Annotated in this window: 25 protein-coding genes; 9 read left to right on the plus strand and 16 right to left on the minus strand. The window is 66.2% G+C overall.

Annotated elements, in window-relative coordinates:
* Positions 1-22 precede the first annotated feature (22 nt).
* The 4 genes from BVIR_RS04295 to BVIR_RS04310 all read right to left on the minus strand — a co-directional run bounded on the left by BVIR_RS04295 (position 23) and on the right by BVIR_RS04310 (position 2889).
* Positions 23-319 (minus strand): hypothetical protein, encoded by a 297-nt coding sequence (locus tag BVIR_RS04295; RefSeq protein ID WP_058124820.1) that lies wholly within the window; start codon positions 317-319, stop codon positions 23-25.
* Between the two features lie 135 nt (positions 320-454).
* Positions 455-1480, minus strand: coding sequence for an acyltransferase family protein (locus BVIR_RS04300; RefSeq protein WP_055036587.1), 1026 nt, complete (start codon positions 1478-1480; stop codon positions 455-457).
* Positions 1481-1700: 220 nt separating this feature from the next.
* A complete protein-coding gene (locus BVIR_RS04305) occupies positions 1701-2504 on the minus strand; it encodes a lytic murein transglycosylase (protein ID WP_055038674.1) in 804 nt (267 codons plus the stop codon).
* Positions 2505-2568: 64 nt separating this feature from the next.
* Positions 2569-2889, minus strand: coding sequence for a cupin domain-containing protein (locus tag BVIR_RS04310; protein ID WP_055036588.1), 321 nt, complete (start codon positions 2887-2889; stop codon positions 2569-2571).
* A 49-nt stretch (positions 2890-2938) separates the two neighbouring features.
* Here BVIR_RS04310 and BVIR_RS04315 point away from each other — a divergent pair, with 49 nt between their 5' ends.
* Positions 2939-3238: a hypothetical protein gene (locus tag BVIR_RS04315; RefSeq protein ID WP_055036589.1), complete on the plus strand. Its 300-nt coding sequence runs from the start codon at positions 2939-2941 to the stop codon at positions 3236-3238.
* A 79-nt stretch (positions 3239-3317) separates the two neighbouring features.
* Here BVIR_RS04315 and BVIR_RS04320 read toward each other — a convergent pair whose 3' ends face one another.
* From BVIR_RS04320 to BVIR_RS04350, 8 genes are all read right to left on the minus strand, one after another.
* Positions 3318-4628, minus strand: coding sequence for an HlyD family type I secretion periplasmic adaptor subunit (locus BVIR_RS04320; RefSeq protein ID WP_055036590.1), 1311 nt, complete (start codon positions 4626-4628; stop codon positions 3318-3320).
* Positions 4615-6453 carry a type I secretion system permease/ATPase gene (locus tag BVIR_RS04325; RefSeq protein ID WP_082416681.1) on the minus strand — a complete coding sequence of 613 codons (1839 nt, stop codon included), beginning with the start codon at positions 6451-6453 and terminating at the stop codon, positions 4615-4617. Before BVIR_RS04325 ends, BVIR_RS04320 begins: the two co-directional genes overlap by 14 nt.
* A 5-nt stretch (positions 6454-6458) precedes the next feature.
* Positions 6459-7178: a calcium-binding protein gene (locus BVIR_RS04330; RefSeq protein ID WP_055036592.1), complete on the minus strand. Its 720-nt coding sequence runs from the start codon at positions 7176-7178 to the stop codon at positions 6459-6461.
* A gap of 81 nt (positions 7179-7259) precedes the next feature.
* Complete coding sequence (locus BVIR_RS04335; RefSeq protein ID WP_169788579.1) at positions 7260-9788, minus strand: TonB-dependent receptor; 2529 nt, start codon at positions 9786-9788, stop codon at positions 7260-7262.
* A gap of 214 nt (positions 9789-10002) precedes the next feature.
* Positions 10003-10935: a FecR family protein gene (locus tag BVIR_RS04340; RefSeq protein WP_055036594.1), complete on the minus strand. Its 933-nt coding sequence runs from the start codon at positions 10933-10935 to the stop codon at positions 10003-10005.
* Positions 10847-11491 (minus strand): RNA polymerase sigma factor, encoded by a 645-nt coding sequence (locus BVIR_RS04345; RefSeq protein WP_082416685.1) that lies wholly within the window; start codon positions 11489-11491, stop codon positions 10847-10849. Before BVIR_RS04345 ends, BVIR_RS04340 begins: the two co-directional genes overlap by 89 nt.
* Positions 11492-11977: 486 nt before the next feature.
* Complete coding sequence (locus tag BVIR_RS16650; RefSeq protein WP_236823702.1) at positions 11978-12100, minus strand: DUF1902 domain-containing protein; 123 nt, start codon at positions 12098-12100, stop codon at positions 11978-11980.
* A 40-nt stretch (positions 12101-12140) separates the two neighbouring features.
* On the minus strand, positions 12141-12416 hold the full coding sequence (locus tag BVIR_RS04350; protein ID WP_197604395.1) for a DUF2442 domain-containing protein: 276 nt from the start codon (positions 12414-12416) through the stop codon (positions 12141-12143).
* 193 nt (positions 12417-12609) lie between these two features.
* Between BVIR_RS04350 and BVIR_RS16655 the strand changes: the two genes are divergently transcribed.
* The gene (locus BVIR_RS16655; protein ID WP_145911865.1) at positions 12610-13269 is read left to right on the plus strand and encodes a hypothetical protein; all 660 of its coding nucleotides are present in this window, start codon (positions 12610-12612) and stop codon (positions 13267-13269) included.
* A gap of 53 nt (positions 13270-13322) precedes the next feature.
* On the opposite strand, the gene rpoD is transcribed toward BVIR_RS16655, so the two are convergent.
* Positions 13323-15380: an RNA polymerase sigma factor RpoD gene (rpoD, locus tag BVIR_RS04355; RefSeq protein ID WP_082416687.1), complete on the minus strand. Its 2058-nt coding sequence runs from the start codon at positions 15378-15380 to the stop codon at positions 13323-13325.
* A 278-nt stretch (positions 15381-15658) separates the two neighbouring features.
* Positions 15659-17617, minus strand: coding sequence for a DNA primase (gene dnaG, locus BVIR_RS04360; RefSeq protein ID WP_055038677.1), 1959 nt, complete (start codon positions 17615-17617; stop codon positions 15659-15661).
* 257 nt (positions 17618-17874) lie between these two features.
* Between dnaG and BVIR_RS16265 the strand changes: the two genes are divergently transcribed.
* The gene (locus BVIR_RS16265) at positions 17875-18234 is read left to right on the plus strand and encodes a BrnT family toxin (RefSeq protein WP_082416689.1); all 360 of its coding nucleotides are present in this window, start codon (positions 17875-17877) and stop codon (positions 18232-18234) included.
* On the plus strand, positions 18176-18529 hold the full coding sequence (locus BVIR_RS04365; protein WP_055036595.1) for a BrnA antitoxin family protein: 354 nt from the start codon (positions 18176-18178) through the stop codon (positions 18527-18529). Before BVIR_RS16265 ends, BVIR_RS04365 begins: the two co-directional genes overlap by 59 nt.
* Positions 18530-18535: 6 nt before the next feature.
* Here the strand turns inward: BVIR_RS04365 and BVIR_RS04370 are convergent, their stop codons facing one another.
* Entirely contained in the window at positions 18536-18988 is a 453-nt protein-coding gene (locus tag BVIR_RS04370) for a GatB/YqeY domain-containing protein (RefSeq protein WP_055036596.1), read from the minus strand.
* A gap of 213 nt (positions 18989-19201) precedes the next feature.
* On the opposite strand from BVIR_RS04370, the gene carA reads away from it, so the two are divergent.
* The 5 genes from carA to BVIR_RS04395 all read left to right on the plus strand — a co-directional run bounded on the left by carA (position 19202) and on the right by BVIR_RS04395 (position 23988).
* Positions 19202-20389 (plus strand): glutamine-hydrolyzing carbamoyl-phosphate synthase small subunit, encoded by a 1188-nt coding sequence (carA, locus tag BVIR_RS04375; RefSeq protein WP_055036597.1) that lies wholly within the window; start codon positions 19202-19204, stop codon positions 20387-20389.
* Positions 20390-20654: 265 nt separating this feature from the next.
* Positions 20655-21245, plus strand: coding sequence for a Uma2 family endonuclease (locus BVIR_RS04380; protein ID WP_236823704.1), 591 nt, complete (start codon positions 20655-20657; stop codon positions 21243-21245).
* A gap of 188 nt (positions 21246-21433) precedes the next feature.
* Entirely contained in the window at positions 21434-22411 is a 978-nt protein-coding gene (gene mbfA / locus BVIR_RS04385; RefSeq protein WP_055036598.1) for an iron exporter MbfA, read from the plus strand.
* A 196-nt stretch (positions 22412-22607) separates the two neighbouring features.
* Complete coding sequence (locus BVIR_RS04390) at positions 22608-23147, plus strand: histidine phosphatase family protein (RefSeq protein ID WP_055036599.1); 540 nt, start codon at positions 22608-22610, stop codon at positions 23145-23147.
* A gap of 232 nt (positions 23148-23379) precedes the next feature.
* On the plus strand, positions 23380-23988 hold the full coding sequence (locus tag BVIR_RS04395; protein ID WP_055036600.1) for a LysE family translocator: 609 nt from the start codon (positions 23380-23382) through the stop codon (positions 23986-23988).
* 6 nt (positions 23989-23994) lie between these two features.
* Here the strand turns inward: BVIR_RS04395 and bluB are convergent, their stop codons facing one another.
* Positions 23995-24711, minus strand: coding sequence for a 5,6-dimethylbenzimidazole synthase (bluB, locus tag BVIR_RS04400; protein ID WP_055038679.1), 717 nt, complete (start codon positions 24709-24711; stop codon positions 23995-23997).
* Positions 24712-24845 lie beyond the last annotated feature (134 nt).

A 24845-nucleotide genomic window follows, 5' to 3' on the forward strand; every position in this document is an offset into this window, starting at 1 on the left:
AGCGACCGTGGCACGGTAAGGATCAGCGCCGAAGGCCGACGCCGGCGATGCCGTCGACCGGCTCGGGTTCGGTGACGCTGGGGACGGTGGCCACCGTCGCCGGATCGGCCGGGGTGCGGGCGACCGACTTCGGCGCCGGCTGGCTCGGCATGGTTTCGATGGGGGCCGGCCGCTCGGCGGTGTGGTGGCGGGCCGGCGGGCCGCCGATCGCGATCGCCACGCCAAGGCCGACGATCGCCACGCCCACGGCCAGCAGTCCATATTCGACGGTCGCGATCACGCGCCGCACCAGCGTGATCCGGCGCAGATTTCGTCTCAACGCGGTACTCAACGCAACGCCTCCCGGTTTCGGGAACACAGTGGCCGAACGGCCGGTCCCAGTCTCGCGCCGGGAGGTGACTGCGGGGTTAACAAAGAGTGAGCAAGACCGCGCGGGTTTGACGCGGTTGCGGCGTTACGACCGCTCGGCGCCGACTGGCTGCGGCGGCGTTGCGCCGGCGGCGGGCGCCCGCGCCTTGCGCGGCTTCAGCCTCGCCAGCGGCCGCTCGACCGCGAGGTGCACGGCAACGCCGGCGGCGATGGAGGCGGCAATGGCGAAGGCGATGGCGGCGGCGCCGGATAGCCCGCCGAACAGCTTGAAGGCGACCGAGATGGCGAAGGTGTGGAACAGGTAGATCGAGTAGGAAGCGTCGCCGATGACGGTGAGCGGGCGAAACGCCAGGGTGGCGCCGCCGAGTTCCAGGGCAACGACGCCGGCCACGAGCAGCAGCGATGGCAGGCCGAACACCAGCGCGCGCGGCGCCGACCAGCCCAGCACGCCAACGGCGGCAAAGCCGGCCACCGCGCCGGCAATGAGGGCGAGGCCGAGCGCGCGGCCGCGCAGACAGCCGGCCGACACGCACCAGCCGATCGCCACGCCGTAGGCGAACTCCAGGACGATCGAGTTGGTCCAGAACCGGAACTGGTCATTGTCAGGCGACAGCGCCACGCCCAGCACCACCAGGCTCGACAGCACGCCGATGAGGCCGATGCCCTGTACCGTACGGCTGAACAACAGGAAGCCGGCGAAGATGAGATAGAAGAACATCTCGTAATTCAGCGTCCAGCCTTGGGCCAGGATGGGATAGATCTCGCCGGGGACGCTCTCGGACAGGTGCGGAATGAAGAACAGCGACGTTACCAGGGCGGATGCCGAGACGTGCATCCGCGGGAACAGGCTCAACAGCGTGCCCAGCGCCAGCACCAGGGTCGCCAGCCAGTACAGCGGCACGATACGGTAGACGCGGTCGACCATGAACGCCGCCGGCGTGGTGCCGCGGCGGGTGATCGTCCACATGATGAAGCCGCTGATGACGAAGAAGATGTCGACGCCGGCCATGCCGAGCGCGAACGAGGCTTGGCCGCGCGGCGCGGCGTGAAACACCACCACGCCGAGCGCGGCCACCGCCCGCAGCGCCTGGATTCCGTAGAATGTCTGCATGCCGGCGCTGCTCCGGGTTGCTGCGCGGACGAAGGCGGCGACCAGATTAGCGGCGCAGCCGCCGCGCTGTCGCGGGAGCAACCGGCGGGCCAGCGACTTTGTTCGCGGATGGTTGATACGAAACTCCGACCTGACCGGCCGGATTTCGCATGAGAAGATAGGGGACGGCGGTGGAGGGATGGTTAAGGCCGGGTTTCGCCAAGGCGGCAGATTGCGGGCCTCACCGCGCCGCCAGTCGCGCGGCGAACAGCGCCATGGTCTTGCGGTAGACCACCGCGCGGTTCCACTCCCGCATCACCTCGAAATTGGCGGTGCCCTCGGTGAACGGCGCGCCGGCCTGCCAGCCATTGGTTCGCAGCAGGTTGGCGGTGGAGGCCAGCACGTCCGGCACGCTGTGGCGCAGATCGACGTGGCCGTTGCCGTCGTAGTCGACGCCGTACTTGAGGTAGGACGACGGCAGGAACTGGGTCTGCCCCAGTTCCCCGGCAAAGGCGCCGACCATGTCGCGCAACGGCAGGTCGCCGCGCTGGACGATCTTCAGCGCGGCGATCAGCTCTCGCTGGAACAGCTCGGTGCGCCGGCAGTCATGCGCCAGGGTGGCCAGGGTGCGGACCACCGGCCGGCTGCCCATGTCGCCGCTGCCGAAGTCGCTCTCCAGCCCCCAGATCGCCACCAGCAGCTCCGGCGGCACGCCGTACTGCCGCTCGATGCGGCCGAGCAGGGCGGCGTGGCGCTGCAGCAGCTGCTTGCCGCGGCTGACGCGGCCGGCCGAGACGCGAGTGGCGGCGTACTGCTCGAAGCTCTTCTGGAAGGTGCCGCGCTGGCGACGGTCGAACGCCAGCACCGCGGCGTCCTCGGCCACGCCGGCGAAGGCGGCGTCGACCACCCGGCGCGACACGCCCTGCGCCTCGGCCTCGCGGCCGATGGTGGCAAGGAAGGCGTTGAAATCGCCGCCGCACGGCGCGGCGTGCGCGGGAGCGGCGAGGGCGAGAAGGATCAACAGGCTGGCGAGGAGCGTGTGCATGGCCATGCAACGCCGGCTTGGCCGTTGCGTTCCATCGCAGGTGCGACAACCGCCGCTTTCGACGTCAGCGGTGGAAGATCGCCAGCCAGATGGTGGGCGGATCGGCTTGCGTGGAGTCTACGCGGTGGCGGCAGTGCGCCGGGATGTCGACGACGTCGCCCGGCCGCAGCGCCAGCTCGCGGCCATCATCGAAGCTGAGCGTGGCCGCCCCGGCCAGCAGCACCACGAACTCGTCCTCGTCCTGGTCGTACCAGAACCCCGGCGGGCTGGCCTGGCCGGTCGACACAATGCGCTCGATGCGCACTGCCCCGCGCGCGAGCAGCGTCTCGACCGCCTCGTCCGGCCCGGCGGGGGGCAGGGCGGCAAAGAGGTTGTTGGGGGGCATGGCGGGGCTCCACGTCTCATCATCCTAAGGGCCTCCAGTTTGACTTGTCATGCCCGCACTTGTCGCGGGCGTCCGCTTCTACGATCATGTTCCGCCGGACCTCGTCGATGCGAACGGGGTCGCGGAACTCCAGATGATGGACCAGGCCATCTGGGCCGTCGATCACCACACAGACCCGCGGGGCATCGTCACAGGCATTCGGGTGCGGTCCGGCCGTTGTCCGATTGGCTCGGCCGCAGGCAAGATAACGCGCGTCCCGTCGCTGCCGATCTGCCCCGATCCTCATCCGCGGAAGCAGAGCGCCGTCGCGCTGTCAGGCGAACAAATGCTGTGCTGTGGGGCAGCTTGACGTCAACAACGCCACCACACGGCGGCAGGCCGTATTCCGTTGGGACGCCGCTTTCCTGCCCGAAACCTGGGTGGTGGGGTCAGTTCTCCCGAAACGCACGGGCGATCTGGTCGGTCAGCGGCTTCAGCAAATACGAAATGGCCGGTCTGTCGCCGGTCTGGACGAACACCTCGGCCGGCATGCCCGGTGCCAGTGTCAGAGTACCGAGCCGCGCCAGTTCCCCGGCCGGGACCATGATGCGAATCAAGTAAAAGGATATCCCCGTTCGCGGGTCCTCGGTCAGATCGGCGGCGACGTGGCTGACCGTGCCATTCAATTCGGGCGTGGTTCGCTGGTTGAACGCCGACATGCGGAGCACCGCCGGCTGGCCCAGCCGGACCTGATCGATGTCCTGGGGCGTGAGACGGGCTTCCAGAGCCAGCCTGTCGCTGTCGGGCACGATCAGCATCACCGTATCGGTGGATGAGATCACGCCGCCAATTGTATGAACCGCGAGTTCGTGAACCACGCCGGTCTGCGGCGCAACGATGTCCGTGCGTTTGAGCTGATCCTCCGCCGTGACCTTGCGTTCGACGTATTCCGCCGTCTGTGCCTCGATATCGCGCAGGCTGCTTGCCACCTCGCTGCGGAAATCCTGGTCAATCTGGAGAAGCTGAATCCGCGTTTCGGCGATCTTGCCGCTGCTCTGGGCCTGGGCCGCGCTCAGCCGGCCGCGCTCACCGTCGAGATTCACTGCCTCGCGTTCCAAAGCCATCAGCCGCTGAACCGAGACGAGCCCCTTTTCCCAAAGCTTGCGGACGCCTTTCAGTTCGAGCCCGATCAGCACGGTGCTTCGTGCCTTAGCCTCCTCCTGAGCAATCAGCCCCTGGATTTCCGTTTCAGACTGCAAGATGCGTTCGCGAAGCTGGGCCTTCTGGCCGAGCCGGGCCTCACGGCGAAGCTCGAACAGCCTGCGCTCGCCGGCTATCAGCCGCGCGACCTCCGGGTCATCGGCGCGGGCCTGCAGGTCGGGCGCAAAGGCGATCATCTCCACATCGTCGCGTTCGGCCTCGAGTCGCGCCCGCCGCGCGGCGAACTCATCGAGCCGTTTGGTGACGATAGCCAGGTTCGCCCTGGTCTGGGTCGCATCGAGGCACATCACCACCTCGCCAGCAGTCACGCGCTGCCCTTCGCGCACGCGGATCTGGCCGACCACGCCCCCGGTCGGATGCTGGATCTTCTTGACGCGGGACTCGACGATGAAATGGCCGGTGGCGACCACGGCGCCGGCCAGATTGGTCGCCGCGGCCCATCCACCGGCGCCGCCGACCAGGACGACGCTGACCACGGCACCGGCGCCGAGATGGCGGCGGATCGATCGTGAAACGGCAGCGGCTTCAATGCCCGGCATCGTACTGATCCTGGCCCGGCGGATCGCCTGCTTCCGGCGCGTTGAGGGGACCGGCGATCACGCGAAGCGGCGTGACCATCCGTGCCGTTGCCGCCGTGGCGGACGGCGACGCGGAGCTGTCAGAAGCCGGTGGCTTCAGCACCCGGGACAGCACCTCCGCGCGCGGTCCGAACGCTTTCGCGCGGCCGGCGTCCATCATCAGAACGAAATCGACCGCCCCCAGCGCGCTCGGGCGGTGGGCGACCACAACGGCGATCCCCTTGCGTGCGCGGACCGAGGCAATTGCCTGGATCACCGCCTCCTCACCCTCCGCATCCAAATTGGCGTTGGGCTCGTCGAGAACGACCAGAAACGGGTCGCCATACAGCGCGCGGGCCAGGCCGACACGCTGGCGCTGTCCGGCGGACAGGGCGCAGCCGGCCTCGCCGACGTGGGTCTCATAGCCGTGTTCGAGGCGAAGGATCAGGTCATGCACGCCCGCAGTCCTGGCCGCGGCGACGATTGCGTCAGGGATAGCATCCGGCTCAAGCCGTGCGATGTTTTCCGCGATGGTGCCGTCGAAGAGATCGACGCCCTGCGGCAGATAGCCGACATGGCGGCCAAGCCGCGCAGGGTCCCATTGGGCGAAGCTCGCGCCATCGAGACGCACCGTGCCGGTGGCCGGTGTCCAGACGCCTGCCAGGGCGCGCGCAAGCGTGGACTTGCCGCTTCCGCTCGGCCCGATGATGCCGAGCGCGCCTCCCGCCGGAACGGCGAAGCTGACGCCCGCGACCGTTGGCCTCTTTCCGCCCGGCGGCACGATGGCAATGGACTGCACCTGCAGGTCCGTCTCCGGCTTCGGCAACGCCATCACGCCAGACGGCTCCGGCGCCAGCGCCAGCAATTCCTTCAGCCGCGTCCAGCTTTGGCGTGCCGTCAGGAACGGCTTCCAACTCGCGATGGCCAGATCGATCGGGGCCAGCGCGCGGCCCATCATGATCGAGCTGGCGATCATCACGCCTGCGCTGGCTTCCTGCTCGATCACGAGATAGGCGCCGACTGCGAGGATGGCCGATTGCAGCATGGTGCGCAGCGCGCGTGAGACCCCTGTGAAGCCGCCCGCCACGTCGCCGGCGCGGCGGCTGGAGGCGAGATACGCGGCATTGGCGCTCTGCCAGCGCGCGGCGACGCGCCGGCCAAGGCCCATGGCGCGGATCACTTCGGCATTGCGTCTCGCAGCCTCCATCAGCGCGTTGCGAGCCATCGCGTGCTGCGACGTCCGCCGCGCCGGGCCGCGCGACATAGCGTCGGTCGCGACGGCGAGCGACACCAGAACGATGGCGCCGATCAGCGCCGTCACGCCAAGCCAAACGTGGAACAGAAAGCAGATGCCGAGATAGAGCGGCATCCATGGCAGGTCGAACAGCGCGGTCGGCCCCTGCCCCGACAGGAAGCCGCGCACATTGTCGAGGTCGCGCAGCGGCTGGAGCCCGTCGCCGGGCATGCGGGTTTCGAGCGGGATGCGGACGACTGCATCATGAACCGGTCCGGACAGCCGTGTGTCGACCGACTCGCCGATGCGCAGCAGCACGCGGGCACGGATCACGTCGAGCACCGCCTGAACGGCGTAAAGCCCTGCCGCCAGCACGGCGAGGCCGACCAGCGTCGAAACGCTGCGGCTGGCGAGAACGCGGTCATAGACCTGCAGCATGAACAGCGGCGCGGTCAGCGCCAGCACGTTGACGACGCCACTGATCATGGCGATGCCGACAATGGCCGGGGCTAATCCGGAGACGATCGCCGCGGCTTGTGGCCGCGACGACGTCTCATTTGACACGCGGGGCATCGCCGTCAGACGAACGCGAAATTGTCGGTCGTAAGATCGGCGACCTGGACCCCGGCGAGGGTGATCGAGCCATAGGCGCCGAGGTCGATCAGGGCGCCCGCTCCGGTGTCGGTGGTGGCGGCGATGATCTCAGCATAGCTGTCGTAGCTGCTGTCGAGGCCGAACACGATGAGTTCGTCGGTGACAGCGAAGTCGGTGATGACATCATCGCCGACGGTCGCAGCGCCGTTCACATCGAGATTGAAGTTGAACGTGTCAGAATCTCCACCGCCGGTCAGCGTGTCGTCGCCGGCGAAGCTGTAGAGCACGTCGTCGCCCGAAGTGCCGATCTGGGTGGTCCCCACCTCGGCGAAATAAGCGTAGAGATTGGTGAGGCTGCCGGCCATCAGCCCGTAGATGGCGGAGTCGAACGAAGCGATCGGCCCGGCGCTGTCAAGATCGATCGACAGTTCGGTGGTGCCGAGGCTGAAGCCGGTCGAAGAGGAACCCGACAGGCCGGTGCCGAAATCGAGCGTATCGACGGTGCCCTGGAGATTGCCCTGTACGTAGGTGAAATCGCCGTCCAGGATCACGCTGGCACTGGTGTTGCCGCCCGCCCACTGGTCGTAGGGCGAGGCGGCAGGATAGAACGAGCCGTGGCCGGTGACCGGGTCGCCATAGATCCAATCTCCAAGATAGCCGACGAGATCGCTGCTGGCGCTGGTCAGAGTGAGGGTCGCAGACATCCCGAGTCTCCTTTGGTTTCAGTTGCAAATGTCCGTCGTCGACGGACCCCGGAGGCCGGAGCGCGGGCGCCCCGGCCGATCTCAGAACTTGAAATTGACGGACACCGTGGTGGTGCGGCCCGGCGCGGGCAGGCTGACTTGGCCGAGCGCCGGCACGTAGGCGACATCGGTCACATTGTTGACCGCGAAGCGCAGCTTGACGGCCTCGGTGACGGCGTAGGAGCCGTAGAGGTCATAGATGGTGTAGGCGTCGGTCAGATAGCTGCCGTAGATCAGGCCGAAATGCTGATCGGCGGCACCGACATGGGTGAGGCGCCCGCCCAGAGTCAGCGCCTTGTCGAACAGCCGCACCCCCCCATCGACCGTGTATTTCATCTTCGGCGGCACGAACAGCACGCCGGAGGCGGCGTCATAGGACGCGCCGTTGTAGAGATAGGTGTCGGCGTAATCGGCCTTGAGATAGCTGAACGAGCCGCCGATATAGAACGGCCCGGCGTCGTAATTCGCCTCGACCTCGACGCCGCGCATCAGCGTCAGGCCGTCGAGATTGACGTAGGCATCGTATTCGTAGGGGGCAACGCCCACGGCCGGCACGAGCGAAATCTTGCCGACGGCGATGTAGTTCTGCACCCGGCGATAGAAGTCGACGACCTTCATCCGCACCTTGTCGCCGGGCACCAGTACATTGTCGGAGGACAGATTGGCGCCGATCTCCCAGGTTTCCGCTTCCTCCGGTTCGATCGCCGGGTTGGGCGCGTACTGGCCGGCATAGCCGCCGACGTGCGCGCCGCCGAATGCCGCTTCCATCAGGGTCGGCGGACGGTAGCCCTGCGAGTAGGTGCCGAACAGCTGCAGGCCGTCGAGCGGCTTCAGCGTGAGATTGGCGGTGGGGCTGAAGGCGCCGCCGGACCGGTCGACATCCACGCCGTAGCTGGGATGGGTGGTCGTATAAATTGTCCTGTAAAGTCGACAGGTTCCGTTCGCCCGATAAATTTGGCAATAGCGCTCGCTCGTCGTGACCGGCTTGCCGCCGATCGTCGTCTGCGCCGCAAGATCATAGTAATCGTAGCGGATGCCGCCGGACAGGCTGAGCCAGTCGCGCTCGAACGTCGCCTTGCCGAAGCCGCTATAGATGTCCCGCGTGCCGGTGGGATTGGCCCCCTGGTACCAGAACGCCTGGAGGGCATTGGCGTCGATGCCGCTGCCGGTGGCCTCGGTGTTGCCGTCGTCGTGAAACCCCTCGAACCCGTAATTGAACGAAAGATCGCCGAAAGGGAGCTGAACGCGGCTGGTGTTGTCGGCGCTGCCGCCGATTGTTGCCAGGCTGTAATTGACCCAGGTCTCCGGTTGGTCGCTCGACCGCTTCGGGCGGTATTCGTCGTCCTTGACGTTGTTGTACCAAAGCCGCGCCTTGAGATCGATCAGGCTGCCGTCCGGCTTCCAGTGATAGGCGGCCGACAGCGTATCGTTGAGAATGGCCTGCTCGTCCTCGTAGGCGGACTGCCCTTGGCTGAACGCCGCGTCGTAGCGCAGCCAGCTGACGGTCAGGCTCGACGCATCGGTCGGCTTGGCTTCGGCCTTGAACAGGTAGGACGAGGTCTCCGACCCGGTGAACACCGGCGCCTCCAGCGGCCAGCCGATATAGTCGACCGCGCCGTTCTTGCCGATCGCGTACTCGCCGAGCTTCTTGTGGCTGTAGGCGGCGAGCAGCGAGAAGCTGTCCGAAATGCGCGCCGCTGCCGACGCCGAGCCGGCAAGCTGGTATTCGTTGTCGCCCTTGGTGAGGTCGAGCTCGGTGCCGAACAGCCGGCCGGGCGCGATGATATCGCCGGCCTCGATGGTGCGGAAATTGACCGAGCCGCCAAGCGAGCCGGCGCTGCCGACCCCCGAGGTCGTGGTCTTTTCGATATCGACCTCACGGATCAGTGCGGTGTCGACATAGCTGTAGCCGGTGGAGCCGTGGCCAGCGCGCTGGAAGTTCTGGCGCGCGCCGTCGATCATCATCGCAATGCGGTTCTGGTCCTGCAGGCCGCGGATATTGACGTTGACCCCTGGATTCTGCGCGTTGTCGGACGAGGCCAGAACGCCGGGCACGCTGGCGAACAGATCGCGTGCGGTGCGGTTCGGATTGGTCTGAATCGCCTCGCGCGAGATCACGCTGACGGAGGCCGGCGTGTCGTAGACCCAGTCCGGCGTGCCCTGGAAGCCCGAGCCGGACGCGGCGTTCCATCCGCCGGTGACGTCGATCACGTCGAGCGCGATCGCACCGTCGGCGTCCCCTGCGGTCGGGATCGCAGCGGTGCCGGGCCGCGTGATGGTCACCGTCGAGCCGTTGGTGAAACGGTAGCTCAGGCCGCTGCCGGCCAGCAGCCGGCTGAGTGCCGCGGTCGGGTTGAGCGTTCCCTGCACGCCGGGTGAATTGACGCCGCGCACCACGTCGGCGGTGACGAAGAGCTGGATGCCGGTGGTCCGCGAGAATTCGACCAACGCCTGCGACAGGGGTTGTGGCGCGATGCGGAATGTTGCCGTCGCGGCGCCGGGTGCACCCGGTTGAGACTGGGCGAACGCGGGCGTGTGCAGCGCGAGCCCGGCCGCCAGCGCCGCCGTCACCAGAGATGCAAATGTCCGTCCGCAGCGCTTATGCCACGCATTGTCATTTTTAAGGTGCGGGTATGACCGCGTCTTCCTCTTGCCGTCCATCACAACGCCCCACGTCCCGCAAGCGGCGGGCTCGCCGAAGGGCGTTTCAGCCCTCCCCTAGGGAAGACACCGGACGAGCGTGGACGAATGATCGCAACCGCGCATTTTTCTCAACGTTAGAGCGCTACCAGTCTGGATAGACCACCGTGACGAGGCCGGGCGCCTGCAGCAGCCGGATCGGCAGGGTATCGGCAATCGTCTGCAGCGCGTCGTCAGGCCGGCGGGTGTCGAACACCGCCGTCACCGGGATGTCGGCGATCTGCCTGCTCAGCAGCACGATGCGGCCGCGGCGATAGCGGTCGAGTTCGGCGAGCACCAAGTGGAGCGGCACGTCCTGGACCATGATCCGATCGTTCCGCCAAGCGGCAGCCGCCTCGAGATCCGCGCGCGTGGGGTCGCCGGGCCCGGCCCGATCGTAGCTGAGTTGCCAACCCTGCTCGATGACGACCGCGGGCCTGTCGCCGGACTCAACCGTCACCGCGTGCTCGATGGCCACCACCGTCACCAGATCATCGACGTATTTGACGTCGAACCGGGTGCCCAGCGCCCGCGTGGTGCCGCCGCCCGAGGCCACCATGAAGGGCCGGCCATCGGCCGCCACGTCGAAAAAGCCCTCGCCCCGGTGCAGCAGAACCTGCCGCGCCGCGTCGGTGAACTCGATCGACATCGCCGAGTAGCTGCCGAGTTCGACAGTGCTGCCGTCCGCCAGCATCAGCGTTCGACGTTCACCGATGCCGGTGGTGACGTCCGCGAACAGACCGTGACGCCCGGCGAGGTATCCGGCCCCGACTGCCGTCGCGATGGCGCCGACGACCAGCGTCCGGCGGCTGATCACCGCGGGACGACGGCGCAGGCGGTCGATCTCCGGCTTGACGATATCGAACCGCTGCCACAGGCGCAGGGCACGCGTCCAGGCCGCGGCATGAGCGTCGGCCTGGCTCACCCAGGCCTGAAAGGCCCGCCGATCGTCATCGGTCGATTGGTCGTCGTGAAGACGGACGAGCCACTCCAGCGCTGTCCTGAGGGCCGGGTCCGTTGTGTCCTCTTCGGGTTCCACTGGCGAGGCTCATCCCCTCTGTGCGCCGAACATCATCGCTCGCGCTGCGACCACGCTGCGCAAGACGGCGATCGAGATCGGCCAGCGCGCCGACGATCTGCGAAATCACCGTGTTGCGCGAAACGCCCTGGCGGGCGGCGATCTCGTCATAGCTCAGCCCCTCGAACTTGTTGAGAACGAAGGCTTCGCGGCGCCGGGGCGGCAGCGTCGCAATCGCCCGCAGCACGCGCCGCAACTCGCATCGAAACACCGCCGTCATTTCTGGGGATGGGCCGGGATCGACGATCGCCCGCAGTTCGTCGTCGGGCAGGCCGACCTCCGCCCGCCGCGCCGCATCGCGCAGGTGGTTGAGAGCCAGGTTCCGCGCGGCACACGCGAGGTAGGCCGGGCAGTGAACGGGCGCGCCGCATTCGGCGTTGGCAAGCAGCTTGAGGAAAACCTGCTGGACGACGTCTTCGGTGGTCGCTCGGCTGCGAACGAGCCGCTTGACGAGCCGCTTGAGCCGCTCCTGCTCGGATACATAAAGGCTCACCAAATCGAAGGTTTGGGCACTCATGAGTCCGACTCAGGGCCTGCCGTTCATTGGCCGGTCTGCCCACCGGCGACAAGTTCTCGCTTTCGCAGCCGACGGTCTTCCATAGCCGAATCAAAATTCGTTTTCAAACAGTATAGTTTATACCGAATCCATACTTGCTATTTCACGTAATCCAGTTGGCAAATACCTGCGAAGGAAGCCACAAGGACAAGCCATTGATCTGACCGAATTCAACCCACCGATAGCCGCGATGCTGTAGTCAATTTCTAATCGACCCGGCGCAATGCGCCAGATAATGCGGCCAAGCCGAAACATCTCGCCTCACCTGATTGTGGAGACGCAATTGCGCGCGTCCCGTTAGAGAGCGCTTTCAAGCCGGGACCGCCGGCGGGTGTGAAACCACGCTTCGACGTTGACTTGCTCAAATCTCGACGATGAGTGGGTGTCGGTCTCGGTCGAGGCTTGCTCGGCCATGACGGCGGAGAGATAAATTCGGCGGGCGCGGTATCAAGATGCCGCCAGTGACTCGGTCTCGCGTAGCGCGGTGACCTGCACGAACACCGAGGCCGGATCGATGCCGGGATGGTTGTCGGGCAGCAGGTCGAGCGCCATCGCCGAGATCTTGGCCATGCGGCGTAGGGCTGAATAGCGAAAGCGTATTCCGTTGGGTCTATTCGGCCGCGGCGGGGGTGAGGAGTCCAGCGGCGGCCATCTCCTCATGCAGGGCAATCGCGTCGATGTCGAAGCCGTTGGGCCACGCCGGCACACCCATCTCGACGAACGCGCGGTTGAAGAAGGTCGGGTCGCGTAGCGGCTCCACCATCGGTCCGCCCTCGGCGAGAATGTCGGCGAAGGGCCGAACACCTTCGGTTCCGTCCGAGAAGCGGACCCACAAGCGATGGTCCTCCAAGGCTCGGAGGGCCACGACCTTCACGATCTGGATCATTCCGTCACCTTAGCTGCCCAACCCCGACACCGATTCAATTTGCACGGCGCCCTCTCGGTATGTGCTCGGAAAAGACGAAATCCCGATTTAACTGACAAGAACAAACCTTGAACGCATCAAGGAGGTTGTGCAATTATTGGCTGAGCTTGGGGTCTGGTGGCCAAGCGGCGGTGGCGGTCCTGGAGATAACTGAATGTCTGTGCGAAAAATAAATCTTAGAAAACTTCTCCAAATAACGTTCTCCGACGCACGTCAGCAGAGATCGTTGTTATTAAAAGATATCCGCGAGGACAAGGCTAGAGCATCTTCTGATAATGCGGGTGGCGATTTCTATGGACCTTTTTGGTCTGATGCAAAGAAGTATGTGGCCGGAGGGTGCGATCTAATAGCTCAGACGGAGATAAGAATTAAGTCAAATAAAAGAAGGGAGCGTCTTTATCCTGTTCTGTGCAACGGTTTCTTGGATCTGTGGAAAGAGAAGATGCGATGGCGAAATGAACCTTTCGAGTTTTTTCCTCAAAACATTAAAGCTATGAAAGATATTCCGGAGCTAGGGGCCGCCGTCAAAATCGAAAATACAGCTTCGGTGAAATTGTGGGATGGTTCAAACCGAATAATATATCCATATTTTAGCGAGGAGCCGGCTCTGCCCAAAGATGGTGCCCGACTAGGGTTCTGGGCTCTTTGGGAAGCCCTTCCGGGATATGCTCCATCAGACTTCCGTATAATTGATATCCAAAGGCGATCCTATTTCAGGCCTTCGGAAATTAAGTTTACTGGGCACGAAAAAGACGAGTTTCTTGGGATGTATAAAGCAATAATAGATCTCTGGATCAGGTTGCGGGACGGCTAGCGTCCGCAACCTGATCACGCCAAGCTAAGCAACTCTCTGGCGAGATATGCCGATCAATTATCCAAGAAGCTCCGCAACTTCCTTGACCGGCTCGGATGCTTCAGCTTCCTGAGCGCCTTGGCCTCGATCTGGCGGATGCGCTCGCGGGTGACGCTGAACTGCTGGCCGACCTCTTCCAGCGTGTGGTCGGTGTTCATGCCGATGCCGAAGCGCATGCGCAGCACGCGCTCCTCGCGCGGCGTCAGCGAGGCCAGCACCCGCGTGGTGGTCTCGCGCAGGTTCGACTGGATCGCCGCGTCGATCGGCAGGATGGCGTTCTTGTCCTCGATGAAGTCGCCGAGGTGCGAATCCTCCTCGTCGCCGATCGGGGTTTCGAGCGAGATCGGCTCCTTGGCGATCTTGAGGACCTTCCTCACCTTCTCCAGCGGCATGCCGAGCTTCTCGGCCAGTTCCTCCGGGGTCGGCTCGCGGCCGATCTCGTGCAGCATCTGGCGCGAGGTGCGGACGATCTTGTTGATCGTCTCGATCATGTGGACCGGGATGCGGATGGTGCGGGCCTGGTCGGCGATGCTCCGGGTGATGGCCTGCCGGATCCACCACGTCGCGTAGGTCGAGAACTTGTAGCCGCGGCGGTACTCGAACTTGTCGACCGCCTTCATCAGGCCGATATTGCCTTCCTGGATCAAATCGAGGAACTGCAGGCCGCGGTTGGTGTATTTCTTGGCGATGGAAATGACGAGGCGAAGGTTCGCCTCCACCATCTCCTTCTTGGCTTGGCGGGCTTCGCGCTCGCCCTTCTGCACCATCTGGACGATCTTGCGGAACTCTTGGATCTCAAGTCCCGTATCGGCGGCGAGATTGTGGATGTCGCCGCGGATGTTCTTGATGCCGTCCTTCTCGTGGGTGATGAAGTTCTTCCAGCCGCGGGCACCGAGCTTGGAGACGCGCAAGAGCCACTTGGGGTCGAGCTCCGAGCCCTGGTAGTTGCGCAGGAAGTCGGCGCGGTCGACGCCATAGCTTTCGGCCAGCCGCATCAGGCGGCCTTCGAACGACACCAGGCGCTTGTTGATGTCGTAGAGCTGCTCGACCAGGGCGTCGATGCGGGCCTGGTTGAGCGAGAGGCTTTTCACCTCGGTGACGATGTCGTCCTTTAGCTTCTTGTACTTGCGCTCCTGGGCCGGCGACAGCGTCAGGTTCTTCAGCTTGTTCTTGACGTTCTCTTCCTGGAGCCGCCGCAGCTTGGTGTAGTTGTCGGCGATGGTGTCGAACGTCTTCAGCACCGCCGGCTTGAGCTCGGCTTCCATCGCCGCCAGCGACAGCGAGTTCTCCAAATCGTCCTCGTCGTCGAACTCGGACGGGTCCGGCACCGGCGGCTCGGTCTCGGCCAGCGGCGGCGCGGCGTCGGAGGCCATCTTCGGCACCTCGCCGTCCTGCTGCGGCGGGTTCTTGCCTTCCGGCCCGGCGTAGGTGGCTTCCAGGTCGATAATGTCGCGGAGCAGCACCTTGCCTTCCATCAATTCATCGCGCCAGATGATGATGGCCTGGAAGGTGAGGGGGCTTTCGCACAGGCCGGCGATCATCGCCTCGCGGCCGGCCTCGATGCGCTTGGCGATGGCGATTTCGCCCTCGCGCGACAGCAGCTCGACCGAGCCCATCTCGCGCAGATACATGCGGACAGGGTCGTCGGTGCGCTCGGACGGCTCGGACTTGGTCTCCGAGCGGGCCGGGGTGCGGGCGGAGGTCGCCTCGACCAGGTCACCGGCCTCGGGCTCTTCCTCTTCCGCCCCCTGCTCGGCTTCGGCCTGCTCCTCGGCTTCGGCCTCTTCGGCCTCGATGACGTTGATGCCCATCTCGTTGAGCATGGCGAGGGTGTCCTCGATCTGCTCGGACGTGACCTCCTCGGAGGGCATCACGTCGTTCAGTTCCTCATAGGTGACGTAGCCCCGCTTCTTGGCGAGCTTGATCATCTTTCGGACGGCGGCGTCGCTAAGGTCGAGCAGCGGGCCGTCGGGGGCGTCGGTCTCCTTCTCCGGAGCCTGACCCTCTTCCTTCGGCTTCACCGCCTTCGGCGTTGCCGACAGAACAGCCTTCGCCTTGCTCTTGGTCGCCATATCCGTCTCGTCTCCCAGGCAGGACCGCCGGCCGCCGTCATGGCAGGGGGCAGGCTATCCCGCGAACGCTTTAGGTCTTGCAGGATCGGGCGGGTCGGAATTAACTCTGACTCGCTTGGCCTGCGTCGCCCCGGTTCGGGGCCTGCACACCGTCCGGCCATCCATGGCAGTGCGACCGGTTAACACTCAGTTTTCGCCGGACACGATTAAACGCGTCTTAACCCTGCCGGCGAGCGACGACACTTTCTATTGATGAGGCACGGCCTCAACGCCGGCAATCAGAAACCGCGCGCTGCGCGGCCAGATGCCGCGCCGAACCCCTCGATCAGAGCTTCGGTTCCCTCGATCGCGGCCAGTCGCGCCTGCACGTCGCGCATCCACGCCAGCGACTCCTCGCTCTGGGATCCGGCGTAGGCCGCCTCAGCCTCCCGAAGTTCCCTAGATAGCGTACGTTTCTTGTGATGCAAGCCGACCACGTGGGTCCAGCAGGCTTCGACGTCGCTTGGTGCCGCCTCCGGCCGGGTCGGCCAGTCGGCCGAGTGGGTTACCGCCCGGCGCACCCGCTCCAGAATTTCGGCGGCACCGTGGCGGTTCAGCGCCGCCGCAATCGATTCCGCATCGCCCGGCACCTCCTCGGCGGCGGCGTCCAGCAGCGCCCGTCGCAGCCGGTCGCAGTCGCGGTGGGCGAAGTCGAGCTCCGCCAGCTCCTCGGCGTGATTTTGCAGCAGCCACGGGTGGTTGAGGAAGATCGCCAGCACCAGGGCCTCGCGCACCGGGATGGCGGCGGCGGCGCCGCGCACCAGCGCGCTGAGCTTGAAGCTGGCGCCGAGCGGGGCGATGTCGGCTGCGGTCGGCTTGAGCCGCATCAAGCTGCCGTTCGGCCGGCGGTACTGCCGCGCCGCCGTGGCCGCGCCGCGGCCGCGCCAGTTTTGACCGCCGCGTCCGCCGAACGCGGGCGCCCCGCCCGCGCGCTGGAACAGGTTGGCGATGCGGCCTGAGAGGTCCTCGCGGTAATAGCGCCGCACCCGCTCGTCGGCGATGGCGTCAAGCACCGACGCGAGCCGTGCCTCCAGCGCCGCCCGTCGCTCGGGGGTGTCGATCTGGGCTTGCTGGCTCTCGCGCTCCCACAGCATGTCGGCGAGCGGCCTCGCCTGGGCCAGGATGGCGTCCACCGCCGCCCGACCGCCGGCACGCACCAGATCGTCGGGGTCCTGGCCTTCCGGCAGCATGGCGAAGGCGAGGCTCTTGCCCGGCTCGAGCCGCGGCAGCGCGAGGTCGACGGCGCGGAAGGCGGCGCGCTGGCCGGCCTTGTCGCCATCGAAGCACAGAACCGGCTCGGCGCTCATCCGCCACAGCGCCCCGAGCTGGTCCTCGGTCAGCGCGGTGCCGAGCGGGGCGACGGTGGCCTCGAACCCGGCGGTGACCATGGCGATGACGTCGATATAGCCCTCGACCACCACCACCGCGGCGCCGTCATGGGCGGCGGCGCGGGCCGGGCCGCCGTTATAGAGAGTCGAGCCTTTGTGAAAGAGCGGGGTCTCCGGCGAATTGAGGTATTTGGCGGGGGTGTCCTTGGTGAGGGCGCGGCCGCCGAACGCGATCACACGGCCCTTGAGGTCGAGAATCGGGAACATCACCCGGTCGCGGAACCGGTCGAACGGCACCGCGATGTCCTCGCCGGCGATCAGGAGGCCGGCCTCGACCATGTCGGCAATCGGCACGCCGGCCTCGGCGAGGTGTTGCTTCAGGCTTGATCGGTCGTCCGGCGCAAAGCCGAGCCGGAAGCGCTGCTGCGTCGCGGGGCTGAGCCCGCGGTCGGCGAGGTAGCCGCGGGCGCGGGCGCCGGCGCGGCCCTGCAGCTGGGCCTCGAAATGGCGGCAGGCCAGCTCCATCACCTCGTGCAGGGTCTTGCGGCGGACCTCTTTGGCCACCTCGTCCGGGCTGGCCTTGGGCAGGCTGACGCCGGCCTCGGCGGCGAGCCGCTCCACCGCTTCGGGGAAGGAGAGCCCCTCGACCTCCATCAGGAAGGTGAAGATGTCGCCATGCTTGCCGGACGAGAAGTCGTGGTAGAACCCCTTCTGATCGTTGACGAAAAACGACGGGCTTTTCTCGGCGTTGAAGGGGGAGAGGCCTTTGAACTCGCGTCCCGCCCGCGCCAGCTTTACCTTGCGCCCGACCACGTCGGACACCCGGAGGCGGGCTCGGATCTCATCGAGGATCTGGGGCGAAAAGCGCATGAGGTTCGGGTCAAGTTCGCGTGCGGCCGTTCGGGCCACTGAAGACAACCCGGCATTCTCGCTCATGGCACCCAAATGGGGCGCGGGGCGGGCAGCGGTTATCCCCGCTGAACACAGCCGGTGCCGAGGCCGGAGGTGAATTGTGCGGCGGTGGCTTCTGATGTATACACAAAGATATACAACTGTTACCGCCATCGTTGCGTCAGCGGATAGGTGGCGCAATCTGAACGCGCGGTTGCGTGCGGGCAGAGGTCACCATGGCCGGGGGCGGCTTCGAGTGGGACGAGTCTCCATGGAGGCCCAGCGATGCCAAGCACGGCATCGAGGGGTTTGAGTGGAATGAAACGAAGCGACTGATCGTGCTTCGAGAGCGGACCATCGACTTTCGCGACATTGCCAAGCTCCTGCTTGGTCCTGTGGTGGAACGACGGTCGGACCGCGACGGCGAGACCAGATATTTCGCAGTCTGCCGAACCGACAACCGCCGGTTTGTTGTCATCGTCTACACGATCCGTGGCTCGAAGCTGCGGATCATCACAGCATGGCCCGCGAGCGCAAATGAACGACGAGCGTACCTACACGCTTTCCCAAATCCGCCAGATGAAGGGCGAGACTGACTGGGATCGCATCGACAAAATGACCGACGCCGAGATCGCGGCGTTGATGGCGGACGATCCCAATTGGCAGGAGGCCCAGTCGATCGACTGGTCGACCGCCGAGGTGGTGGTGCCCGCCAACAAGGTGCCGATCTCGATCCGGCTCGATCCCGACGTGCTCGACTTCTTCAAGGCGGCCGGGCCGGGCTACCAGAAGCGCATCAACGCGGTGCTGCGCGCCTATATGCGCGCGCAACCGCCGAAGCCGGCGCCGCGCGCCGGCACCAAGGCGGCAAAGCCGAGAACCGGGACCTGAGGCGGTTCAAGTCAGCGCGGCCTTGACCCAGCCCGACGCCTTGCCGAAATCCATGCGGCCGCCGAAGCGCTCCTTCAGCACCGCCATCACCTTGCCCATGTCCTTCATGCCGGCGGCGCCGGTTTCTGTGACCACCGCGGCGATGGCGGCCTTGGCCTCGTCCTCGCTGAGCTGCTGCGGCAGGAACGAGGCGATGATTTCGATCTCCTCGCGCTCCTGGGTGGCGAGTTCGGGCCGGCCGTTGTCGGCGTAGATCTTTTCCGATTCCTGGCGCTGCTTGATCATCTTGGCGAGCAGCGCGAACACCTCGTCGTCCGACAGCGGGCCTTTGCCATTGCCGCGGGCGTCGATGTCGCGGTCCTTGAGCGCGGCGGTGATCAGACGCAGCGTCGACATCCTACGCTTGTCCTGGGCCTTGACGGCTTTGGTGAGCGCCTCGGTGAGGGTGGCACGGATCACGGATTGAGCCTTTCGAGAGATGACGCCTCGCCTGCTTCAAAGCAGGTGGGGCGGCGCTTATCTATTTGATAAAGCACGCAATTATTGATCTTCGCAACGGTTGACGCGCGGACCGTTGTCACATAATTTGACGGTCATGATCCGACAACGTCCCGCGCTCGCGTGCCGCTTTAGCGGCGCGCGCGTTTGCGCGGGCTCATATGTAGGCGAGCGATGAGCAGCGAACAAGACAATTGGCATGACCCTAGGTCCACTGCGCTGCTGGTGCTGGCCGACGGTTTGGTTCTCGAAGGCTTCGGCCTCGGCGCCATCGGCAAGGCCGCCGGCGAGGTGTGCTTCAACACGGCGATGACCGGCTATCAGGAAATCCTGACCGACCCGTCCTATGCCGGCCAGATCGTCACCTTCACGTTCCCGCATATCGGCAACGTCGGCACCAACGACGAGGACATCGAGACCGTCAACATGGCGGCGGTGCTGGGCGCGTGCGGCGTGGTGCTGCATTCGCCGATCACCACCCACTCCAACTGGCGCTCCGCCAAGCATTTCGACGCCTGGCTGAAGGCGCGCGGCATCATCGGCATTTCCGGGCTCGACACCCGCGCGCTCACCGCCCGCATCCGCGACAAGGGCATGCCGAACGCGGTGATCGTGCACGATCCCGACGGCTGCTTCGATGTCGAGGCCTTGAAGCGCGAGGCCGCCGGCCTGCCGTCGATGGATGGGCTCGACCTGGTGCCGAAGGTCGCCTCGACCCAGCGCTTCACCTGGGACGAAACCACCTGGGAGTGGCCGGCCGGCTATGGCAAACAGGTGGCGACCAGCCGCCACGTCGTCGTGATCGACTATGGCATCAAGCGCAACATCCTGCGCCTTCTGGCCGGCACCGGCGCCAAGGTCACGGTGGTGCCGCCGACCACGTCGGCCGAGGACGTTCTGGCGCTGAAGCCGGACGGGGTGTTCCTCTCCAACGGCCCCGGCGATCCCGCCGCCACCGGGCGCTACGCCGTGCCGGTGATCAGGAAGCTGCTGGATGAGAAGGTGCCGACCTTCGGCATCTGCCTCGGCCACCAGATGCTCGGCCTCGCGGTGGGCGCCAAGACGCGCAAGATGCACCAGGGGCACCACGGCGCCAATCACCCGGTCAAGGACATCACCACCGGCAAGGTCGAGATCACCTCGATGAACCACGGGTTTGCGGTGGATCGCGACACGCTGCCGGCGAATGCGGTGGAGACCCACGTCTCGCTGTTCGACGGCTCCAATTGCGGCATCGCGCTCACCGACCGCCCGGCGTTCTCGGTGCAGTACCACCCCGAGGCCTCGCCCGGCCCCAAGGACAGCCATTATCTGTTCGCCCGCTTCGCCGCGATGATGGAAAGCCAAAAGCCGCCGGTGTGACGGGCCGAAAGCCCGTCGTCCCGGGCGAGGCAGGATGCGAGCATCCTGCGGAGCATCCGGCCGAGACCCGGGATCGTCGGCAGAATGATCGTCGTTGAGCCGGCGCCAAGGGCGCATGATCCGGCGCAGCGGAAGACGCGCGCAAATCTCAGAACGGTCCCGGCTTTGCGCTTCGCTTCAGCCGGGACGACGGGTCCTGAAGCACTCGGCGGCACGCGGGCTTCGGCGCAAGCGCCACCCGTGGTAGTCTTTGGCCATGAACCACATGCTGCGCCCCCCCGATCTCCCGCTCACCACCCAGGCCGCCGAGGGCCTGATGCGCCGCCGCCTCAGCGTGGTCGAGGTCGCGGCGATGGTTGAGGCCGGCATCTTCGCCGAGGACGAGCGGTTCGAGCTGATCGGCGGGGAGATTGTGCCGATGTCACCCAAGGGCATTCGTCATGAGGTGATCAAGGTCAGCCTCAATCTATTCTGGAGCGCCCGGCTTCCGTCCGGCATCGGACTGGCGCAGGAAACCACCTTCCGCTTGAGCGAGGACACCTTCGTCGAGCCCGATTTCGTGTTCTTCCGCCGGGCCGACGGCCTCAAGGCGCTGTCCCCGGCCACCGCGCTGCTGGCCGTCGAGGTGGCCGATACCAGCCTCGCCTACGACCTCGACCGCAAGACCCGCATCTATGCCGCCGCCGGGGTGCGCGAGGTGTGGGTGATCGAGGCGAACAGCCTTCAGGCGCACATCCGCCGCGCCCCCGGCATCGACGGCTATCGCGAGCAAAACACCGTGCCGCCCGACCACACGCTGCACTTCGCCTTCGCTCCGGCGCTCGACCTCAGCCTTGGGGAGCTGGAGCTGGTATAGCGCTTCGGCTCCGCGGGTCTCACTGCTCGGACGGCGCACGGCTTGGGGTTTCCGCGCCAGCGCGCCGGCAGTATTGCTTGAGCTTGGCCTGCCCATTCCCGCGCCAGTTGCCGTTAGGTTGACGTTGCGAGCAGCGGGCGGCTGCGCTAAGGGCATATTAGAATATTTCTAAATAAGGTACGCCAGCCATGCTTCCCGGTTTCGCCAGCCGCCGCCGCTTCTCCGACCTCTCCGAGGCCGAGGTGCTGGCGCTCGCCATCTCCTCGGAAGAGGACGACTCCCGAATCTACGCCAGCTATGCCGAGCGGCTGCGGGCCGACTACCCGGCGATGGCCGAGATGTTCGACGCCATGGCGGCGGAGGAGAACGCCCACCGCCGCAGGCTGATCGACGCTTATGAGACGCGCTTTGGCAAGGTGATCCCGCTGATTCGCCGCGAGCACGTCGCCGGCTTCTACTCGCGCCGGCCGGTCTGGCTGGTCGAGAACCTCTCGCTCGACCGCATCCGCCAGGAGGCCGAGCGCATGGAATACGAATCGGCCGCGTTCTACACCCGCGCCGCCCAGGCTTCGACCGACCCCTCGACCCGCAAGCTGCTCGGCGACCTCGCCGCCGCCGAGCAAAAGCACGAGAAGAAGGCCGAGGCGCTGGTCGCCGGCTTTGAGACCTCCGATGCCGGCAAGGAGGAGGGCGAGCGGGCCCACCGCCAGTTCATCCTGACCTGGGTGCAGCCGGGCCTCGCCGGGCTGATGGACGGCTCGGTGTCGACGCTGGCGCCGATCTTCGCCACCGCGTTTGCCACCCAGGACACCTGGACCACGTTCCTGGTCGCGCTGGCCGCCTCGGTCGGCGCCGGCATCTCGATGGGCTTTACCGAAGCCGCGCACGACGACGGCGTGATCTCGGGCCGCGGCTCGCCGATCAAGCGCGGCTTTGCCTCCGGCATCATGACGGCGGCCGGCGGCCTCGGCCACGCGCTGCCCTACCTCATCCCGCATTTCTGGACCGCCACCGCCATCGCCGGCGCCGTGGTGTTCGTCGAACTGTGGGCGATCGCCTGGATCCAGAACCGATACATGGAGACGCCGTTCTGGCGCGCGGCGTTCCAGGTGGTGCTGGGCGGCAGCCTGGTGCTGGCGGCGGGCATCCTGATCGGCGGCAGCTGAGCTGCCGACTCGCCGCCGGCGGGCCGGCGGCGGCGGGGATGCCGATCGGTGAAAAGACGGTCGCGATCTGTCATGCTCGAGGTGGACGCCGGCGGTGTCCGGCTGGTATAGGCCGGCGGACTTCATGCCGCGTTGCATGAATCGCCGCCGGCGCGGCCGTCGGGCCGGGCACGCTCCTCACCAGGTCCGTCTCGCCATGCGTCTTGGCCTGATCCGACATTTCGAAGTTGCCCACGGCCAGCCCCAGGGCTGGCTGTCCGTCGCCGACATGGCCAAATGGATCGACGACTACGAGCTGGCCGGGGTTCGGCAGAAGCCGGTCGACCTCGGGGAGCGGCCGTGGCGGCATTGCATCTCGTCCACCGCGCCGCGGGCCTTGGCCACCGCCCGCGCGCTTTATCCGGGCGAGATCGAGACCACGCCATTCCTGTGCGAGCCCAAGCTCAACCCGTTTCGCACCGGCGACCTCAGGCTGCCCTACGCCGGCTGGCGCTGGCTGCTGCGGCTGGCGTGGTTTTCGTCCCACGGCTCCCAGATCGACGTGAAGCGGACCTTTCTCGCCAATATCGAGGCGATCGCCGACCGGCTGATGGACGCGCCCGACGACACGCTGGTGGTGAGCCACGCCGGCGCCATGATGATGCTGCGCAAGGCGCTGATCCGACGTGGCTTTTCCGGCCCCCGCTTCGGCATCGCCGAGTGCGGCCGGCTCTATGTCTTCACCCGAGCCGGATGACGGGGCGGCTGCCGGCGGCTACCATGCCCGCCATGAGCCACGCCCCCGTGCCGGCCTCGTCCCCGTGCCGCCGAAGGGCCGCCGCGCCGCGGCTTCCACGTCGTCGACGTGGAGCGCATGGTGGCGTGCGGCCTGATCGCGTCGAGTCGTTGCCGTCCGTTGCATAGTCACGCCGCTCGCAGCGCCGGAGCTGGCTGCGGCTGGCTGACCTCGAAATCATGGACGAGAAGCCATGTCTGCCGAGTTTCTGCTCACCGCCCTCATCATCGTCGCTTCGCCCGGCACCGGCGTGCTCTACACCCTGGCCTACGGCCTTAGCTGCGGGCGGCGCGCCGCCGTCATCGCCGCGCTCGCCGGCACGCTCGGCATCGTGCCGCACATCGCCGCCGCCATCGCCGGGCTGGCGGCGCTGCTTCACACCAGCGCGCTGGCGTTCGAGACGGTGAAGTATGCCGGCGTCGCCTATCTATTGTGGATGGCGTGGCAGACGCTGAAGGAAAGCGGGGCGCTGGCGGTGGGCGGCGCTGACGATCTGCCGGCGGGGCGCATCATCGCCCGCGGGGTGACGATCAACCTGCTCAATCCCAAGCTCTCGATCTTCTTCCTCGCCTTCCTGCCGCAGTTCGTCGAGGCCGGCGAGGCCCACCCGGTCGCCCGCATGTTGGAGCTGTCCGGCGTATTCATGGCGATGACGTTCGTGGTGTTCGCGATCTACGGTGTCGCTGCCGCGGCGGCGCGCACCTATGTCGTCGGCCGGCCCACGGTGATGTCGTGGCTGCGCCGCTCGTTCGCCGCCGCGTTCGTCGCGCTCGGCGCCAGGCTGGCGCTGGCGGAGCGGTGAGGGGGGTCACCCGATGGCGTCGAGCAGCGGTTCGTTGCCGGTGCGCTTGTGCCAGCCGTCGAACCACACCAGATCGTGCAGCGGTAGGCGCGTCCGCCACCCCGCCACTTCGAGTTCCGGCTTGGCGTAGAAGTGGGTGACGCTGCCGACGCAGAGATAGGCGATCGGCTGAATCTCGGGCGGGATGCCGAGCACCTCGCGCAGCGCGTTGTAGTCGAGGATCGACACCCAGCCGACGCCGAGGTTCTCGGCGCGGGCGGCGAGCCAGAGGTTCTCCACCGCGCACACCGCGCTGTAGAGGTCCATTTCCGGCTGGTGGGTGCGGCCGAGCACCACCTTGCCGGCGCGGGCGCGGTCGCAGGTGATGCAGATGCCGACCGGGGCGTCGAGGATGCCTTCGAGCTTGAGGCGGCGGTAGCGCTCGCGCTGCTCGTTCTCGAACATCTCGGTCGCCTCGGCCTGGGCGCAGGCGAAGGCGGCGTGCACCTTCTTCTTCACCGCCGGGTCGCGGATGACGATGAAGTCCCACGGCTGCATGAAGCCGACCGAGGGGGCGTGGTGGGCGGCTTCGAGCAGCCGCGCCAGCACCTCGTCCGGCACCGGGTCGTGGCGGAACTGGCCGCGCACATCGCGCCGGGTGTGGATACAGCGATAGACCGCAACGCGCTCGTCGAGCGTGAAAGCCGGGTCGTACTGGATCGGCGTGTCGGTGGCGTCGCGCATGGCCATGGCTTGTCTCTCGCGGCGTGCAATCATCTTCGCACGGACGTTCAGGTGCACGTGGGAACAGGGTCGAACATCCGGCGACGTAAGTCCGTTTGAATTGCGGAAACTGGATGGCATCCGGTTTGGGCAAT

Source organism: Blastochloris viridis (assembly GCF_001402875.1).
Classification (GTDB): domain Bacteria; phylum Pseudomonadota; class Alphaproteobacteria; order Rhizobiales; family Xanthobacteraceae; genus Blastochloris; species Blastochloris viridis.

Bases quoted from the DNA above. Each gene is read 5' to 3' on its own strand.
- BVIR_RS16655 (WP_145911865.1), top strand. From the start codon at position 12,610: ATGTCTGTGCGAAAAATAAATCTTAGAAAACTTCTCCAAATAACGTTC.
- BVIR_RS04345 (WP_082416685.1), bottom strand. From the start codon at position 11,491: ATGAGTGCCCAAACCTTCGATTTGGTGAGCCTTTATGTATCCGAGCAG.
- BVIR_RS04330 (WP_055036592.1), bottom strand. From the start codon at position 7,178: ATGTCTGCGACCCTCACTCTGACCAGCGCCAGCAGCGATCTCGTCGGC.
- BVIR_RS04310 (WP_055036588.1), bottom strand. From the start codon at position 2,889: ATGCCCCCCAACAACCTCTTTGCCGCCCTGCCCCCCGCCGGGCCGGAC.
- BVIR_RS04390 (WP_055036599.1), top strand. From the start codon at position 22,608: ATGCGTCTTGGCCTGATCCGACATTTCGAAGTTGCCCACGGCCAGCCC.
- BVIR_RS04325 (WP_082416681.1), bottom strand. From the start codon at position 6,453: ATGCCCCGCGTGTCAAATGAGACGTCGTCGCGGCCACAAGCCGCGGCG.
- BVIR_RS04315 (WP_055036589.1), top strand. From the start codon at position 2,939: ATGCCCGCACTTGTCGCGGGCGTCCGCTTCTACGATCATGTTCCGCCG.
- bluB (WP_055038679.1), bottom strand. From the start codon at position 24,711: ATGCGCGACGCCACCGACACGCCGATCCAGTACGACCCGGCTTTCACG.
- rpoD (WP_082416687.1), bottom strand. From the start codon at position 15,380: ATGGCGACCAAGAGCAAGGCGAAGGCTGTTCTGTCGGCAACGCCGAAG.
- BVIR_RS04320 (WP_055036590.1), bottom strand. From the start codon at position 4,628: ATGCCGGGCATTGAAGCCGCTGCCGTTTCACGATCGATCCGCCGCCAT.
- BVIR_RS04300 (WP_055036587.1), bottom strand. From the start codon at position 1,480: ATGCAGACATTCTACGGAATCCAGGCGCTGCGGGCGGTGGCCGCGCTC.
- BVIR_RS04365 (WP_055036595.1), top strand. From the start codon at position 18,176: ATGAACGACGAGCGTACCTACACGCTTTCCCAAATCCGCCAGATGAAG.
- BVIR_RS04395 (WP_055036600.1), top strand. From the start codon at position 23,380: ATGTCTGCCGAGTTTCTGCTCACCGCCCTCATCATCGTCGCTTCGCCC.
- BVIR_RS04305 (WP_055038674.1), bottom strand. From the start codon at position 2,504: ATGCACACGCTCCTCGCCAGCCTGTTGATCCTTCTCGCCCTCGCCGCT.
- BVIR_RS04350 (WP_197604395.1), bottom strand. From the start codon at position 12,416: ATGATCCAGATCGTGAAGGTCGTGGCCCTCCGAGCCTTGGAGGACCAT.
- BVIR_RS04380 (WP_236823704.1), top strand. From the start codon at position 20,655: ATGCTGCGCCCCCCCGATCTCCCGCTCACCACCCAGGCCGCCGAGGGC.
- carA (WP_055036597.1), top strand. From the start codon at position 19,202: ATGAGCAGCGAACAAGACAATTGGCATGACCCTAGGTCCACTGCGCTG.
- BVIR_RS16650 (WP_236823702.1), bottom strand. From the start codon at position 12,100: ATGGCCAAGATCTCGGCGATGGCGCTCGACCTGCTGCCCGACAACCAT.
- dnaG (WP_055038677.1), bottom strand. From the start codon at position 17,617: ATGCGCTTTTCGCCCCAGATCCTCGATGAGATCCGAGCCCGCCTCCGG.
- BVIR_RS16265 (WP_082416689.1), top strand. From the start codon at position 17,875: ATGGCCGGGGGCGGCTTCGAGTGGGACGAGTCTCCATGGAGGCCCAGC.
- mbfA (WP_055036598.1), top strand. From the start codon at position 21,434: ATGCTTCCCGGTTTCGCCAGCCGCCGCCGCTTCTCCGACCTCTCCGAG.